Raw genomic sequence first — 16,210 nt, 5'->3', positions numbered from 1 at the left:
CTGGCGCCAATCAGTAGGGTGACTGACATTCCAGACGCTTGCCTGATTTGTCCTGATAGGTGTTATCCACCGGATGATAAGACATGTAGCGTTTGGCGCACCATTGCACATGCTGCACTTCCTCTGCCGACAACAGGAAGTTATCCTGGCCAGAATTCGAAGCACCTTCTCCGGCAAAGGCTGCCAAAGGATAATGGCGTTTGGCTGTATTACCGTCAGCCGCCTGATTTTGCTCTGCAGGAGCGATGATACTGAAAGCATGGGCAGGCATCGTAACAACGCCCAGCAGGCCAAGGCTCAAAGCAAACACAGAAGCGAATTTTTCCACTCTAAACATGGGAATTTCCCTCTCTTCGTTGCAAAACAAACGAAGGCTGAGGCTTTTTTGTTCCCGGATGGTTGGGCCACCAAGTCACGACGTGAACAATACTTGGTGAACACAAGACAACAGGCATCCAATTTTTCAGGCTGATGAAGTTGATATTGCCGCCGTGATAACTGGCTGCGATCACAACCCTATTTTCACCGGAACAATGCCCGGTCTCTCACGTTCACTTATCAGAAGCGCGCCGTGTCAAACGAACGTGACGGCGCTGAAGAACATCAGGATTTTTTCGTTTTCTCCTGATGGCCAACGAAAAGGCAGACGAGCTTCTTACCCGTCCGGCGCGCTTCGCCCTAAGACATTTTCCATCCTGTTACCTGAGGACACGCATATGGAAAAGACTGAGACACGCACTCTTGCCGAACAGTACCTAAAGCTCGGCGGCACTCGACAAGTGATGATCGACGACAACAAGACCTTCGTTCGCCAGTACGAGGAAGAGCCAAGCAAAGCAGCTGAATTTTGGCAGGAGCATATTGAAAGTCTGGATCAGGCAACTCGCGAAGATGTCGAATTCTTTCTGCCGTCAATCAACGCTGACGGAAACACCGATACAACCGAAAGGACGAAAACATGACTGACATTACTAACGCTAACATCGTGATTTTGGCGACTGACGGCTACGAACGTTCGGAATTGCGCGTGCCTTACGAGGAATTGCAGCGTCGTGGCGCGAATGTAAAAATCGCCTCCATCAAATCAGGAAAGATCAAAAGCTGGGACAAGGCAGATTGGGGAGATACCGTTGATGTCGATCTTCCAGCTGAGGATGTCTTTATCCGTGACTTCGATGCTCTGGTGCTTCCGGGCGGTCAGATCAACCCGGACAAGCTGCGGGCAGATGCAAATGCCATGCGTGTGGTTCGTGAATTCACTGAATCCGGCAAGGTGGTCGCGGCGATCTGCCATGCTCCATGGCTGCTGATTGAAGCCGACGCCATCAACGGACGGAAGGTTACGTCCTACGGTTCCATCAAGACGGATGTTCAGAATGCCGGTGGCATCTGGATGGATGAGAAGGTGGTGGTTGATCAGGGCATCATTACTTCACGTTCACCTGATGATCTTGAGGCATTTGTCGACAAGATCGTTGAAGAAATTGAGGAAGGGCGCCACCCGCGCCGCGCCGCTTGAGGCAACAACCATAACGGGCCGCCAGTTATGCTGGCGGTCCTTTTTTGAGCCATGAAGATGGCAACACGACATGATAAGGGAGAAGAACCGATGCAGAGCAAGCTGCTGTCCAACGACAGCGACCGCATTTTTATGCTCGTGATCGAACCCGGCGAAGAAGCATTTGGCATTATCAAGGATTTTGCCATTCAACACGACATCAACGCCGCGTCGGTGACGGCGATTGGCGCGTTTGAAAAAGCCACATTAGCGTTTTTCGACCTTGCTTCACAAACCTACGACGACATTCCAATCGATGATCAAAGTGAGGTACTGAGCCTGATCGGCGACATCACTCTGGATGAAAGGGGCAAACCCAATCCGCACCTGCATGCAGTTTTAGGGTTCTCCGATGGGCACACGCGCGGCGGCCATTTCGTGAAGGGTTACGTCCGCCCGACGCTGGAAGTGATCGTCAAGGAAACGCCCGCCCAGCTTAGACGCACCTACCGTCCGGAATTTGGCATCGCACTTATCGATACATCCGCCTGAGGTGGGAACAAGGTTCTTTACCACACGTTATCGCTTGCAGAATGCTGGAGGCGATACATGGCAACAGCAGCATCCGGTCAGTCCGGGGGTAACGAAACACGACATTTCCTGACAGGTCTGGCCCGCGGTTTGGCAGGTGCCCTGCTATTTGCCCTGCCGATGCTGATGACCATGGAAATGTGGTTCTTGGGCCTTTACGTCAATCGCACGCGGTTGCTGCTGCTTTGCCTTCTCAACCTGCCTTTGCTGATTATGCTTGCGCGCCGCATTGGCTTTGAAAAAACCTCTTCATGGCATCAGGCTATCCGTGATGCGCTCACCGCTTATGGGCTGGGCATCGCAGTCAGTGCCGCAATCTTGCTGCTCCTGGGCGTCCTCAACGACCAGCTGACCACAAGTACCATTGTTGCTAAAGTGGCATTGCAATCGGTGCCCGCCAGCATCGGCGCATTGTTGGGACGCAGCCAGCTGGGTGCGCATTCAGAAGAAAAAGAACAGAGCAACGGCGAAGGCGAGACCGGTTATCTGCATGAGCTTTTCATGATGATGGTCGGCGCCCTGTTCCTTAATCTGAACGTCGCACCGACGGACGAGATGATCCTGATTGCCTACAAGATCACACCATTTCACACTGCCTGTATCGTGCTAATCTCAATCGCGCTGATGCATGGTTTTGTCTACGCCCTGCATTTCAAGGGATCGCACGGCTTGCCTGATGGAAGCCAGTGGTGGCACTCTTTCATTCGTTTCACCATGCCCGGCTATGTCATTGCGCTTGCTGTCAGCATCTATGCGCTGTGGACCTTCGAGCGACTGGACCACACTTCACTCTCTCAAATATTGACCGCAGCCGTCATTCTTGGCTTTCCCGCCTCGATCGGTGCTGCGGCCGCCCGTCTTATTCTGTGAGCAATCATGACAAAATCCGTTGGAAGCAAACACACGGAAACCGCAGATCCCCATTGGCTTGAGTGGCTGGTGGGCGGCGTTTGTACGTTTCTGGTTGTTACCCTCTTTGTTTGGATCGGCTGGGACATCTACCGCTACGAGGATCAGGCCGCGCAGTTCGAGATTTCGCTGCTATCGGTACAGGCGGAACACGAAAATTATCGCGTCACGTTCGACATTCACAACACCTCGCTTTCAACGGCTGCAGAAGTGCATGTGCGTGGCGACCTTGTCTCCCCTGACAGTCCTGAAAGCTCCGATGTCACATTCGATTATGTCGCTTCTGAATCCCATGAAACAGGCATCCTGTTTTTTAAAAAAGACCCTGCCTCCGGCACGTTCAATCTCACTGTCATGGGTTACACCCAACCATGATTTCCGCGCCGAAAGAATGTCATGAAAAAAGCCAAACTTACAAAAGAGCGGGATCTGAGGGATTCACGACCTCTGTGGATCGACAGCCCGCGCATTTCCGTGCGCAGCAAAAGCTTTATCGGTAAAAGCCATTATGACATTGTCATCATTGGTGCGGGCATCAGCGGCGCCTTGGTGGCCCAGGGGCTGGTGAAGCCGGGAAAATCGGTTCTGATTGTCGACAAGCGTGAGCCGGTTCGTGGCAGCAGTATCGCCAGCACCGCGATGATTCAGCATGAAATTGATGTGCCTCTTCACAAACTGCAAGGCATGATTGGCGAGGACAATGCCAATCGCGCCTGGCAACGCTCCGCCAAGGCCGTGTTGAAACTTGAAGATATCGTCCGATCGCTGGAGATTTCTTGCGCGATGCAACGCAAGCCAGCGCTTTATATCGCGGGAGATGAATTGGGTGCGCGTGGCCTGCAAACGGAAGTGGATGCGCGCCTGAAGGCTGGCATTGAAGCGACGTTCATGGACAAGGCTGATCTTCAAAGCCACTATGGGCTTGATCGCACTGGTGCCATCTTGAGCGACATATCGGCATCGGCAAATCCCGGCCAGTTGACGGCGGGCTTGTTGCGCTACGCCGCTAAACAGAGGGCGGAAATCGTCAGTGGGGTTGAAATCACAGACCTCAAAAGTCTCGGTGATGACGTGGTCATGGCAACCGCAGATGGAACGCTTATCAGCGCACAGCATGTCGTGGTCTGCACCGGCTACGAATTTCTGGAAAGCGTTGCCAACAAAAAACACGAGATCATCTCGACATGGGCAATTTCTAGCAAAGCCGGTTTGTCCTTCCCGGACTGGTTGCACAAGCATATCTTGTGGGAGGCCTCTGACCCCTATCTATATCTCAGGACGGATGAAGCAGGACGTCTAATTGTTGGCGGTGAAGACGAAAACAACTCCAATGCCTATCAGTCCGAGGCAAAGTTGCACAGGAAAGCCCAAACCATCCGGCGCAAGGTCAACAAGCTGCTAGGCCTTGATATCGGGCCGATGGACTATCAATGGGCTGCTGCATTCGGCTCAACCACAACCGGTTTGCCGTTGATCGGCCCAGTACCGGGCATCCGGAATGTCTATTGCGTGATGGGGTTTGGCGGAAATGGTATCACATTCAGCCAGATTGCCGCAGAACTTGTCTCGGCACACATTAACGGCACCAGCGACCCCGATGCCGCGCTGTTCAAACTCGATTGAGGTTTGCCTATCGCACGTATTCAGTTCCATGGCAGCCCGTCATGGGACGGGCTGACGGTCGGTACCTTCAGTTGCCGGTCTGCTGCCTTCGGGTGGATTGTCACTGAAACCCGCACCGCTACTTGCACCTGGATTGTTATTGTCAGCAGGCGCAGATGCGCTTGGCGGGTTTGGTATGTCTGGTTCGTTGACGCTGCCCCAGATTTCTGCAGCAAGCCAGACTGCTGCAACCAGAATAAGGCTGACAATCAACACCACAAGAACTGGACTTCCTCGCCACCCTTGTCGGGCTTCGCGGGCGCTAAAAACCGCAGGTTTGGGTTTATCTGCCATGTGAAACTCCTTCAAAAACTCAACCCATCGATCTGGGTCCTATGGCCTTGAACAAGTTGCATTGATTATCGTTCCATCGCTTTTGCGGGAGAGGGTGAAACACACGGCTGAGCGGGTAGCGCTTGAGGGCACGGAACCGGGAAGAACGGTACATCGTTGTGACCAATATGTACGGAGGTAAACGCAATGGATGACCCCAAGTTGGAAAAACCCGTTAAAAGTGACCTGACCGCGGAAGTCGACGCCCCAGTATCGACCGTTATTGATGGACAAAATCTTCGTATTTACCGGCTTATTCCAACGGCTGCCAACGATGATCCCAACTGGCTTGATGCGACAGCACATGATGAACTTGTCGTTTGCGCAGTGTCTGCTGGCGATGCGCGAATTGTCGCTGCGGACAGAGAGCTGGATTTTCTGGAAATCGATGCTGCGCCGGCGGAAGATGTCACTACCGCCAACGCCAGCATGTACCGCAACGAAAAGCTTTATAGCGTGGTGGATGATGGTCCGGCACTAGCCGGAATCGAACGTGGTATTATCGATGGCATCGTGCGGGTCGACAATATCACGCCAAGCCAAACAAATTAACTCATTGCCGGTGCCCCGATGGATACGCTTGTAACGCGTGAGTTGAAGAAAAGTGGTTTGATATATGTCCAAGACAAGGAGCCGGGCATTACTCGGCTTCGCTCTGGCAGAGGCTTTCATTACAGATTTCCTGATCGAGAACCGGTCAGGGACACGACCATCATCCAGCGCATCAAGAGCCTTGGCATTCCGCCCGCCTACAAAGATGTCTGGATTTGCATGAAAGAGAACGGGCACTTGCAGGCGACCGGACTGGATGCGAGAGGCCGCAAGCAATATCGTTATCACCCGGATTGGCAGACTTTGCGGGGTGAACGGAAGTACGACCAACTCCTGGAATTTTCACAGTGCCTGCCAGCGATCCGGCGGCGGTCAATTGCCGATATCGAGCGCGGTATAAGCCCAGAAACCGTGACATTGGCAGCCATAGTGCTGTTGCTTGACGCCACATTTCTGCGGGTCGGCAATAAATCTTACTTGCGCGACAATGGCACATATGGCGCGACAACACTGCTGAAAAGGCATGTAAAATTTGGAAACACCATCGACCTCAAATTCAAGGCAAAGGGTGGCACCAAGGTTCAACGGACGCTGAAACAGCCACGCCTGCAGAAAATACTTGAAGAGATTGCCGATCTGCCTGGTAAGCAGCTTTTCGTATGGCAGGATGCAGACAATAAAATTCATCCCGTCGATTCCAGCCAGTTAAACGGATATCTGGCAGGTATTGCCGGCCAGAGCATTTCTGCCAAAACTTTCCGAACCTGGGGAGGGACGCTGGCAGCGTTCAGCTACGCGTTGCGGTGTCTCGCCACCAGCCAACCGCTGACCCTCAAGGCCATGTGCCATGCAGCCTCGCTGGAACTGTGCAACACCCCTGCAATCTGCAGGAAAAGTTACATCCATCCCGCGGTGCTTGCTCTGGCAAGCGATGAGACGACGCGTACCAAACTTGTAAAGCTCACTCAATCGGCGGCTAAACGCACCGCCCATATGCGCAAGGACGAAGTTCTGCTGCGGGATTTTTTAAGCTGTCTCTAACACCAGTTTCTTTGTCCGCTAGATGACTAAAAAGCATTCTACGGAACTATCTGCCGTCTCAAAGGTTTAATCCACACTACAGCTAGAAAGGATCAAAAAAATGAAAAATCTGGTTATCGCCGGAGCGGTTACTCTATTGTCTACGGTAGCCTTTGCGCAGCAGCCGGCCCCTACGCAGTCGGGAGAAACGCCTGCGGTTACCACGCCGGATAGCACCAATCCGACCGCACCTGTTGCCGGTGAGAACAGCTTCACAGAAGCACAGGCCAAAGAGCGCATCGAGGCTGCGGGTTATACTGCGGTGACGGGTTTGACGCTTGATTCACAGGGTATCTGGCGCGCCAAGGCCACCAAGGATGGTGCAGAAGCCGATGTCGGCCTCGACTATCAGGGCAATATTGTCACTCAGTAAAATTCAAAAAAATTTGGAGGAAACATCAATGCGTACAGTAACCGGACTTTTTGACACTCGTGATGACGCGCGCAACGCAGTGACTGCGCTTGAAGCAGCAGGTATTCCCTCGAACGACATCAGCATCGTTGCGCATGACGGCACAACCAAAGACGAGACATCTGAAACCAAAGCCGCTGAAGGTGCCGGAACCGGTGCAGGCGTCGGCGCGGTCGCCGGTGGCGGCGTTGGTTTGCTGACCGGGCTTGGTGTGATGGCTATTCCCGGCGTCGGACCGGTGGTGGCTGCAGGTTGGCTTGCTGCGACGGCGGCAGGCGCTGTTGCTGGCGCTGTAGCAGGTGGCGCAGCTGGCGGTATTATCGGCTCGCTGGTCAGCGCCGGTGTGCCTGAGGAACATGCCCATGTTTATGCCGAAGGTGTACGTCGTGGCGGCAGCATCGTTGTTGCAAAGGTGGACGAGGCAAAGGTCGATGAAGCCTCGGCAATTCTCAAACGCTCAAACCTGGTTGATCCGGTTGAACGTCGACGCACTTATGAACAGGACGGCTGGAGCCGTTTTGACGACACGCGTGATCCTTATAGCCACGACGAAATCGCAGCGGAACAGCGCCGGTATCAGACCCTCCGCTAAAATCCATGCAGCTAGATGGAGCGCTTCCCACCGGTGGCGCTCCATTTGCCGTTTAAGCAACCGTATCAGGGAGAGCACACATGAATGACCGCCTCACCATTCAGGATCCACGCAAACGATATCCCGCGCCCCCCTTCGATGCGCAGCCACAACCTATGCCGGGCTTGGTGCAGAATATGGTTCCCTCTCCTGACCACGGCGAAGAAAGTTACAAAGGCTCCGGCAAACTCGCAGGACGCAAGGCTCTGATTACCGGCGGCGATTCCGGTATAGGTCGCGCCGTCGCGATTGCATTTGCCCGCGAAGGTGCTGATGTCGCCATTTCTTATCTCGAAGATGAAGAGCCAGACGCTGAGAGGGTGATCGAACTGATTGAGGCTGAGGGACGCATTGGTGTTGCCTTGCCGGGAGACATCAAAAATGAAACTTGGTGCCGCGAGATGGTTGAAAAAGCGGTCAGCGACCTCGGCGGTTTGGATATCCTCGTCATTAATGCTGCTAGACAGCAATACCGAGAGAACCTAAGCGAGCTCTCCACTGACGATTTCGATCAGACCATGAAGACCAATCTTTATGCGTTGCATTGGATTGCCCAAGCGGCTGTCCCACATCTGCAGCCGGGTTCTTCAGTGATTACCACCGCATCTGTTCAGGCCTATGAGCCCTCCCCCATCCTGCTTGATTATGCCACAACCAAAGCCGGTATTGTGGCCTACACCAAGGCGCTGTCAAAACAGCTGATTGAAAAGGGTGTGCGTGCCAACGTGGTGGCGCCCGGCCCCTTCTGGACGGTGCTGCAACCGAGCGGTGGCCAGCCTGACGAGAAGGTTCGGCATTTTGGTGAGAACAGCGATTTTGGTCGCCCCGGTCAACCGGTTGAACTTGCACCCGTTTATGTCCTTCTCGCGTCACAGGAAGCAAGCTTCATCAACGGTGAAGTTTACGGTGTAACGGGCGGCAAGGGCATCGCCTGACGATTTAATGCGATGGGCGGTATAAGGTTTAATGCTTCCGGCCGAAGGAAAATCAAACGTTAACCGCCTCTCCGCAACTTTAGATGTATATTAATATAATTTTAATGTCGTCTTCAAAACAAACGACGCTTTCGTTGGCTTTCAGCCATTTTACAGACACACTTCCATTCAGCGGGTGTTGAACCATTCAGGTGTCACCGTATTGAACGGATGTGGGTTTCGGCCGAATGATTGGTTTTATTGTCCGGCTTAGAAGCCGCGCTCACTTCCGCATGGAAGTGAAAGGCAAGGCGCCGGGGGGAACCATCTCGGGCAGCGGAGCGCGTCGAACACGGCAGGCCCGGCAAAGGCTTACTCTTTTGATCGCCGCTTTTGCCATCATGTATGTGACGATCGGCGCACGCCTCGTCCAATATGGCATGGCCGACCCCTCCGTTACCGGTGCCATTTCGTTCAACACCCACGCCATGGCCTCACGCCCTGACATTCTCGATCGCAATGGCGAGTTGCTTGCAACCGACATCAACACAGTTTCCCTCTATGCCGAACCGCGAAAAATCATAGACGCTAACGAGGTCGTGGAAAAACTGGCAACGGTTCTTCCCAATCTCGACTGGAAAGACACGCACAGAAGGCTGCAATCGGGAAGTGCGTTTCAGTGGTTACGGCGTCAACTTACACCGAAACAACAATCAGATATTCTGGCGCTTGGCATCCCCGGTATTGGTTTTCGCCCGGAGAAACGGCGTTTTTACCCCGGCGGCCCGGTTGCCTCGCATATCGTCGGCCACGTCAACATCGACAATCTCGGTTTGGCGGGAATGGAACGCTACATCGACCAGCAAGGTTATGCCGATCTCAGATCCGTCGGCTTGACCTCCGACACCCGTCTTGAACCCGTCCGGCTTTCCATTGACCTGCGCGTGCAGAATATGGTGCGGGAAATTGCCGCCAAAGCCATGGTCGACTATCAGGCCGAGGCGGCAGGCGCAGTTATTCTCGATGTCGATACGGGTGAAGTGATCGCCATGGCATCGGTACCGGATTACGATCCCAATCAGCCCTCCCGCACACTTGCCGATGGCAGTGTCGACAAGGAATATGAAAAGGGGTGGTTCAACCGAATGAGTAATGCCACATTCGAGATGGGCTCCACCTTCAAGAGTTTCACGCTGGCCATGGGCCTCGACGCCGAAAAGATAAATCTGAATACCGTTATCGATGCTTCCCGTCCGATCCGCATGGGTGGTTTCACGATCCGCGATTTCAAGGGCAAATACCGCCCGCTTTCGATCCCGGAAATCTTCCAGTATTCCTCCAATATCGGCACGGCGGATATCGCCGATCGTGTCGGCATTGAGGGCCATCAGGAATTTCTGACCCGGCTTGGTCTTCTGTCCAAGATGGACACCGAAATGCCTGGTGTGGCCACGCCGACCCAGCCAAGGACATGGAAAAAGATCAACTCGGTGACGATCTCCTTCGGTCATGGCATTGCAACGACACCTTTGCAGACCGCCGTCGCCGCCGCAGCCCTGATCAACGGCGGCAATCTGATCAGCCCAACCTTCCTGCCCCGCACCATTGAAGACGCAGCCATCGTCTCGCGCGCCGTGATCAAGGAAAAAACCAGTGCGGATATGCGTTACCTCTACACATGGAATGGCCTGAAAGGTTCAGGCCGCGCAGCCCAAGTTGAAGGTTTTAATGTCGGTGGCAAGACCGGCACCGCCGACAAGGTCATCAATGGTCGTTACGCCAAGGACATCAATTTCAACGCATTCGTCGCCGGCTTTCCAATGGATGACCCGCGTTACGTTGTGTTGACCATCGTTGACGCGCCCAAAACCGGTGTAAATGGCGGACGGACCGCCGCGTCCACTGCCGCACCAATGACCAAGGAAATCATTGCGCGAACGGCAGCCTTGCTTGGCACCAAACCCAGCTTCAAAATTGAAGGTAAACCGCAAATGATCGTGAATTACTGAAATTACTGGAGCGGGTGAAGGGAATCGAACCCTCGTATTCAGCTTGGGAAGCTGCTGCTCTACCATTGAGCTACACCCGCAATGGCTAAAGAGATTCAACAGATCACCGCGGCTGTCAAGCCGCGGTCAGTTTTGGATGGGCTACTGGCCCATTACATCCGAAAATGTTTGGAAAGCTTGAGGCCCTGCGCCTGATAGTTGGACCCTGAGCCCGCGCCATAAAGGCCCTGCGGTTTTTCCAGCATATGTTCATAGACCAGACGGCCGACAATCTGGCCATGTTCCAGAATGAACGGCACTTCATGGCTGCGCACTTCCAGAACGGCACGGCTGCCCGCACCGCCGGCACTCACATGGCCGAAGCCCGGATCGAAGAAACCGGCATAGTGCACACGGAATTCACCGACCAGCGGATCGAAAGGCGTCATTTCCGCCGCATAAAGCGGTGGCACATGAACTGCCTCTCTGGACACGAGAATATAGAACTCGTCGGGATCAAGGATCAGTTCAGAGCGGCCACGGTTATAAAGAGGCTCCCAGAAATCAAAGACATCATGCTGCGCCTTGATGTCGACATCCACCACGGAGGTGTGATGTTTGCCGCGATAACCGATCAGACGGTCTTCGCCAAAACCCTCTAGGTCGATCGACAGCGCAATGCCGCCGCCGGATACGTTCGGCGTTTCACTGGCAACCAATGTTTCAGCCGCGTGCAGTGACAGAAGTTCGGCTTCATTGAGCAGCGCATGGCCGACGCGGAAACGGATCTGCGACAGGCGCGAGCCACGGCGCACAACAATCGGGAAGGTGCGCGGGCTGATTTCGAGGTAAAGCGGGCCCTTGTAGCCGGCCGGGATCTTGTCGAATTCCTGCGCGCTATCTGTGATGACCCGGGTAAAGATATCCAGACGGCCAGTTGAGCTTTTTGGATTGGCAGACGCGGACATTCCAGCGGGCAGATCAACCGTTTCCATCAAGGGCACGATGTAGACACAGCCGGTTTCCAGAACGGCACCATCACTGAGGTCAATAGCGTGCAACCGCAGGCGCTCGAGTTTGGACATGACCGTGCAATCAGGGCCTGGCATGAAGCTGGCACGCACACGATACGCGATGGCGCCAAGACGCAGATCAAGGCTGGCAGGCTGAACCTGATCGGAATCCAGTGCTGCTTCGCTTTTCAAATTGCCGCTTTCGAACAGGCCGCGGATGGCTCCATCCGTTAAAATACCGGTCGTTCTTTTCATGATACTCACCTGTTGCTTTTCCAACCGACAAAACCAAAACACCAGCATTGACGCAAGCCGTTAACGGGCGTATGCCAATTTTATCCCGTGGTGATTTGGCCGGTCGGCTTGCAGCCACGTTAAATAAGTGGCTAAAAAGACCGGGTGTTCGAAACCGGTCTGCTTTTGCGGCCGGTTTTTTTGTTTGAAGGTGATGGACATGAGCAATAACTGGCGCCCGGCAACGAAACTCGTTCACGGCGGAAGCCTGCGTTCGCAGTTCGGCGAAACATCAGAAGCACTCTACCTGACACAGGGTTTTGTCTACGAAAATTCAGAAGCCGCCGAGGCTCGCTTCAAGGGTGAGACGGAAGGCTTTATTTACGCCCGTTACGCCAGCCCCACCAATGACATGTTCGAAAAGCGCATGTGCCTGCTGGAAGGCGCCGAAGAAGCACGCGCCACCGCATCGGGCATGGCTGCTGTTGCCTCTGCCATACTGTGCCAGTTGAAGGCTGGCGACCACATCGTTGCCGCCCGCGCCCTGTTCGGCTCCTGCCGCTGGGTTGTCGAGACGCTGGCTCCAAAATACGGCATCGAATGCACACTGATCGACGGTCGTGACCTTGCCAACTGGGAAGGCGCCATCCGCCCCAACACCCGTCTTTTCTTCCTGGAAAGCCCGACCAACCCGACACTGGAAGTGGTTGATATTGCCGGTGTTGCCAAGCTGGCCAACCAGATTGGCGCAAAGGTGGTTGTTGACAACGTTTTCGCCACGCCGCTTTTCCAGAAGCCGCTTGAATTGGGCGCACATATTGTCGTCTACTCCGCGACCAAGCACATTGATGGTCAGGGCCGCTGCCTTGGCGGTGTCGTGCTTTCCGACAAGAAGTGGATCGAAGAAGAGTTTCAGGAATATTACCGTCATACCGGCCCTGCCCTGTCGCCGTTCAATGCCTGGACGATGATGAAGGGACTGGAAACATTGGCACTGCGCGTCAAGCAGCAGACCGCCAATGCTACCCGCATTGCCGACTTCCTTGCTGAACAGAAGCAGGTTGCAAAGGTTATCTACCCGGGCCGCAAGGATCACCCGCAGGCAGATATCATTGCCCGCCAGATGACGGGCGGTTCGACCATGGTGGCCTTCGAGCTGAAGGGTGGCAAAGAAGCAGCTTTCGCCCTGCAGAACGCCCTTGATATCGTGAAGATTTCCAACAATCTCGGCGATGCCAAGAGCCTGATCACCCACCCGGGAACCACCACCCACAAGAACCTGACGGATGAAGCCCGTGCCGAAATGGGCATTGCCAGCGGTACGTTGCGTCTGTCCTGCGGTATTGAAGACACTGACGATCTGGTTGATGACTTCGCCCAGGCACTGTCCAAGGTCTCGGCCTGACACCAAACTAAGCCGTGCTTTCCGTGAAGCATGGCTTTTACTTCGCCCTAAATTTACCTTCTATTTCAGCATTTAATCTACTATCCGACATTGTCAGCGTTCGGTAACGCCTGTTTTATGTCAATTCTTGACGAATACCGGATGTTATAGTGTAGAATAAAGCAGATCATTAAAGGTAGCGCGTATGTATCGTGCAACGACAAACGGGATCGAAGTTGCTGTCGACCCTTATTATCTTGAAGAACAGTCAGATCCGGACGATAGCCGCTACGTCTGGGGCTACAAGATTGTCATTGCCAATAATTCCCACGCAGCCGTGCGCCTGACCCACCGTTATTGGCACATCACCGACCAGAACGGTCAGGTCGACGAAGTTTCCGGCCCCGGGGTGGTTGGCGAAGTTCCACACCTGCAACCCGGTGAAACCTATGAGTATTCCTCGGGTTGCCCACTCGATACGCCCTCAGGCATGATGTTCGGCCACTACCAGATGGAAACCGATGACGGCGAAGTTTTCGATGTCGCCATTCCAGCTTTCTCGCTGGATACGCCCGGCCTGACCCGCGTCCTCAACTAAATAAAAACGGGCGCAACTTTCGTCACGCCCGCCTTTGATAGTCTGGTGCTTGTCAGCTATTTGCCCGATCAGTTCTTGGCAGCCGAGAGAACGTCGAACTCGCTGGTTTCATAGCGGTAGGTCGTCGAGCAGAACTCGCAAGTCACCGAAACCATGCCGTTTTCTTCACTGTCGCGGATTTCCTCTGCGGTAAAGCCGGACAATACGCCCTTGATCTTGTCGCGCGAGCAATTGCAACGGTCAAACACCGGCTGTGGATCGTAGATCCGTACACCACGTTCATGGAACAGCCGGAACAACAGGCGCTCAACAGGCACCTGCGGATCGGTCAATTCGTCCGTATCGACAGTTTCCAGAAGTGTTGCCGCTTCCGTCCATGCGTCATCATGATCGGTTTCGAAGTCGCCTTCATCGCCATCTCCACCGTGCAGATCCTTTTGGCGCAGACGTTCCGGCGCCTGTGGCAGAAACTGCGCCAGCACGCCGCCAGCGCGCCAGCCGTGCCGCGGCTTGCCGTCTTCATCACGATCGAAGAACTCGGCAACGCCCAGACGGATGCGGGTTGGCAATTGTTCCGACTGACGGAAATAGGTGCCAGCAATTTCTTCCAATGACGATCCGTCCATCGGCACAATACCCTGGTAGGGTTGCATGCCCATGCCCTGATCGATGGTAAAGGCAAGAATACCCGTGCCCAGCAGTTCCGCCGGGCTGGTTTTTCCTTCGGCAAGGGCAGCATCCAGCCGTTCCTGATCGAAGCGGGCATAGGCGCGCATGCTTTCAGGGGCGGTGAAATCTGCAACCAGCAGATCAACCGGACCGTCGCCCTTGGTCTGCAGGGTCAACTTGCCGGAAAATTTCAACGACGTACCAATCAGCGCGGTCAGCACCGTTGCTTCGGCCAACAGGCGCGCAACAACTGGCGGGTAATCATGACGCTGCAGAATGGTGTTCAGCAGAGGGCCAACCTGCACAGCACGGCCGCGCACGTCCAGTCCTTCAATCTGAAACGGCAGCACGTTATCGTCACCCGCAAATTTCAGATCGTCCAATTCCACGGTTACATCTGCCATACCATATACTCCTTGCAGCACCCGCTCCACTTACAGGACACGCGTGACGTCATTGTGTTTTTGCACAGGGGCACGCAAAGTGAAACCACCCGTGGCATACACGTTTCCCGCCAAAACCGGCCGGTGAAACGCTCAATTGGTTGTTTTTTGCATTTTCGGAGTGAAAATGCTGCATCTGGAAAGGTCACGACAGAGCCGTGCTTTTTAACAAAGCCGCATTGAGAACGCTGTTGAACCTTTTCAAAGCTGCATGTTTTGCCACAAAACCATACTGAGTTTGAGAAACCATGCAGTAAAACGCGCAAGCCCTGCCGAGATGGCCAAGCTTGCGCGCTTCGAAGACACCCAGATGGGAAGTCAGCAGTAAAAGATCAAGACCCTTTCAGGCCTTGTGATCAGACAAGACCCATGCACCATGCAATGATGGACTTCTGGGCATGCAGGCGGTTTTCCGCCTCGTCAAACACCACGGACTGCGGTCCGTCGATAACCTCATCAGTCACTTCTTCACCACGGTGGGCCGGCAGGCAGTGCATGAACAGCGCTTCCTTGTTGGCCTTTTGCATCAACGCGCCATTGACCTGGTAAGGTTGGAAGATGTTGTGACCGCGTGCTTTGTGTTCCTGGTTCATCGACACCCAAGTATCGGTCACCACACAATCGGCATCTGCAACAGCACGCTCTGCGTCATGGCACAGCATGATGTCGCCACCATTGTTGCGCGCCCAGTTCAGGAACTTGTCATGCGGCTCGGAGCCCATCGGCACCGCCATGTTCATGCGGTAACCAAAACGGGCCGAACCTTCGACCAGCGAATGCAGAACGTTGTTGCCATCGCCGGTCCAGGCGATGGTTTTGCCTTTGACCGGACCACGATGTTCTTCGAACGTCAGGATATCCGCCATGATCTGGCAAGGGTGGGTGTCGTCTGTCAGGCCGTTGATGACAGGCACGGTTGCGTGCTCGGCCAGCTCCAGCAGACGGTTATGATCTGTGGTACGGATCATGATGGCATCAACGTAACGCGACAGAACCTTGGCGGTATCGCCAATGGTTTCAGCGCGGCCGAGCTGCATTTCCGTGCCGGACAGGAACAGGGTTTCGCCGCCGAGCTGGCGCATGCCGACATCAAACGATACGCGGGTGCGTGTTGACGGCTTTTCGAAAATCATCGCCAGCATTTTACCGTCCAGCGGCTTGTCAGCCGTACCGGCTTTCGTTGCACCTTTGCGTGCTCGTGCGTCATCGAGAATTGAGCGCAGATCGCCGCTTGAAACAGCCGAAAGATCCAGAAAATGCTTTGGAGATGCCATTCTTTTTACCCTATTTCCGCAAGCT

The 16,210-nt window shown here is 54.4% G+C and carries 19 protein-coding genes, 1 tRNA gene and 1 riboswitch; of the genes, 14 read left to right on the top strand and 6 right to left on the bottom strand.

Features of this window, described 5'->3' with window-relative positions; translation table 11 throughout:
* Positions 1-10: 10 nt before the first annotated feature.
* Positions 11-337: a BA14K family protein gene (locus tag IB237_RS01250; protein WP_192486801.1), complete on the bottom strand. Its 327-nt coding sequence runs from the start codon at positions 335-337 to the stop codon at positions 11-13.
* Positions 338-716: 379 nt separating this feature from the next.
* Here IB237_RS01250 and IB237_RS01245 point away from each other — a divergent pair, with 379 nt between their 5' ends.
* The 6 genes from IB237_RS01245 (at position 717) to IB237_RS01220 (ending at position 4,621) form a co-directional block, all read left to right on the top strand.
* Positions 717-962, top strand: coding sequence for a hypothetical protein (locus IB237_RS01245; RefSeq protein WP_192487814.1), 246 nt, complete (start codon positions 717-719; stop codon positions 960-962).
* On the top strand, positions 959-1,519 hold the full coding sequence (locus IB237_RS01240; RefSeq protein ID WP_192486800.1) for a DJ-1/PfpI/YhbO family deglycase/protease: 561 nt from the start codon (positions 959-961) through the stop codon (positions 1,517-1,519). Before IB237_RS01245 ends, IB237_RS01240 begins: the two co-directional genes overlap by 4 nt.
* Positions 1,520-1,609: 90 nt before the next feature.
* On the top strand, positions 1,610-2,050 hold the full coding sequence (locus tag IB237_RS01235) for a PPC domain-containing DNA-binding protein (protein WP_192486799.1): 441 nt from the start codon (positions 1,610-1,612) through the stop codon (positions 2,048-2,050).
* Positions 2,051-2,107: 57 nt separating this feature from the next.
* Complete coding sequence (locus tag IB237_RS01230; RefSeq protein WP_192486798.1) at positions 2,108-2,959, top strand: TIGR02587 family membrane protein; 852 nt, start codon at positions 2,108-2,110, stop codon at positions 2,957-2,959.
* Between the two features lie 6 nt (positions 2,960-2,965).
* Positions 2,966-3,373, top strand: coding sequence for a TIGR02588 family protein (locus tag IB237_RS01225; RefSeq protein ID WP_192486797.1), 408 nt, complete (start codon positions 2,966-2,968; stop codon positions 3,371-3,373).
* A gap of 21 nt (positions 3,374-3,394) precedes the next feature.
* Entirely contained in the window at positions 3,395-4,621 is a 1,227-nt protein-coding gene (locus IB237_RS01220; RefSeq protein ID WP_192486796.1) for an FAD-binding oxidoreductase, read from the top strand.
* Positions 4,622-4,660: 39 nt separating this feature from the next.
* On the opposite strand, the gene IB237_RS01215 is transcribed toward IB237_RS01220, so the two are convergent.
* A complete protein-coding gene (locus IB237_RS01215; protein ID WP_192486795.1) occupies positions 4,661-4,954 on the bottom strand; it encodes a hypothetical protein in 294 nt (97 codons plus the stop codon).
* 186 nt (positions 4,955-5,140) lie between these two features.
* On the opposite strand from IB237_RS01215, the gene IB237_RS01210 reads away from it, so the two are divergent.
* The 6 genes from IB237_RS01210 to IB237_RS01185 all read left to right on the top strand — a co-directional run bounded on the left by IB237_RS01210 (position 5,141) and on the right by IB237_RS01185 (position 10,591).
* Complete coding sequence (locus tag IB237_RS01210; RefSeq protein WP_246787602.1) at positions 5,141-5,545, top strand: hypothetical protein; 405 nt, start codon at positions 5,141-5,143, stop codon at positions 5,543-5,545.
* An 18-nt stretch (positions 5,546-5,563) separates the two neighbouring features.
* On the top strand, positions 5,564-6,586 hold the full coding sequence (locus tag IB237_RS01205) for a DNA topoisomerase IB (protein WP_192486794.1): 1,023 nt from the start codon (positions 5,564-5,566) through the stop codon (positions 6,584-6,586).
* A 100-nt stretch (positions 6,587-6,686) separates the two neighbouring features.
* Complete coding sequence (locus tag IB237_RS01200; RefSeq protein WP_192486793.1) at positions 6,687-6,998, top strand: PepSY domain-containing protein; 312 nt, start codon at positions 6,687-6,689, stop codon at positions 6,996-6,998.
* Between the two features lie 28 nt (positions 6,999-7,026).
* Positions 7,027-7,629: a general stress protein gene (locus IB237_RS01195; RefSeq protein WP_192486792.1), complete on the top strand. Its 603-nt coding sequence runs from the start codon at positions 7,027-7,029 to the stop codon at positions 7,627-7,629.
* 80 nt (positions 7,630-7,709) lie between these two features.
* Positions 7,710-8,603 carry an SDR family oxidoreductase gene (locus IB237_RS01190; RefSeq protein ID WP_192486791.1) on the top strand — a complete coding sequence of 298 codons (894 nt, stop codon included), beginning with the start codon at positions 7,710-7,712 and terminating at the stop codon, positions 8,601-8,603.
* A gap of 227 nt (positions 8,604-8,830) precedes the next feature.
* Positions 8,831-10,591 carry a penicillin-binding protein 2 gene (locus IB237_RS01185; protein ID WP_192486790.1) on the top strand — a complete coding sequence of 587 codons (1,761 nt, stop codon included), beginning with the start codon at positions 8,831-8,833 and terminating at the stop codon, positions 10,589-10,591.
* A 6-nt stretch (positions 10,592-10,597) separates the two neighbouring features.
* On the opposite strand, the gene IB237_RS01180 is transcribed toward IB237_RS01185, so the two are convergent.
* Together IB237_RS01180 and IB237_RS01175 are read right to left on the bottom strand one after the other, a co-directional pair.
* Positions 10,598-10,671: transfer RNA gene (locus IB237_RS01180), tRNA-Gly, on the bottom strand.
* Positions 10,672-10,743: 72 nt separating this feature from the next.
* Complete coding sequence (locus tag IB237_RS01175; protein ID WP_192486789.1) at positions 10,744-11,838, bottom strand: 2'-deoxycytidine 5'-triphosphate deaminase; 1,095 nt, start codon at positions 11,836-11,838, stop codon at positions 10,744-10,746.
* A gap of 77 nt (positions 11,839-11,915) precedes the next feature.
* Positions 11,916-11,994, top strand: a riboswitch (SAM riboswitch).
* Positions 11,995-12,037: 43 nt separating this feature from the next.
* Between IB237_RS01175 and IB237_RS01170 the strand changes: the two genes are divergently transcribed.
* Positions 12,038-13,222, top strand: a complete 1,185-nt coding sequence (locus IB237_RS01170; RefSeq protein ID WP_192486788.1) for an O-succinylhomoserine sulfhydrylase — start codon at positions 12,038-12,040, stop codon at positions 13,220-13,222.
* A 184-nt stretch (positions 13,223-13,406) separates the two neighbouring features.
* Complete coding sequence (apaG, locus tag IB237_RS01165) at positions 13,407-13,799, top strand: Co2+/Mg2+ efflux protein ApaG (RefSeq protein WP_192486787.1); 393 nt, start codon at positions 13,407-13,409, stop codon at positions 13,797-13,799.
* 68 nt (positions 13,800-13,867) lie between these two features.
* On the opposite strand, the gene IB237_RS01160 is transcribed toward apaG, so the two are convergent.
* Together IB237_RS01160 and argF are read right to left on the bottom strand one after the other, a co-directional pair.
* Entirely contained in the window at positions 13,868-14,872 is a 1,005-nt protein-coding gene (locus IB237_RS01160; protein ID WP_192486786.1) for an Hsp33 family molecular chaperone, read from the bottom strand.
* Positions 14,873-15,267: 395 nt separating this feature from the next.
* Positions 15,268-16,185 (bottom strand): ornithine carbamoyltransferase, encoded by a 918-nt coding sequence (argF, locus tag IB237_RS01155; RefSeq protein ID WP_192486785.1) that lies wholly within the window; start codon positions 16,183-16,185, stop codon positions 15,268-15,270.
* Positions 16,186-16,210 lie beyond the last annotated feature (25 nt).

Source organism: Agrobacterium sp. AGB01 (genome assembly GCF_014851585.1).
GTDB lineage: Bacteria > Pseudomonadota > Alphaproteobacteria > Rhizobiales > Rhizobiaceae > Agrobacterium.
Note: the sequence above shows the minus strand (reverse complement) of the source record. Positions and strands in the feature narration are given on the sequence as shown.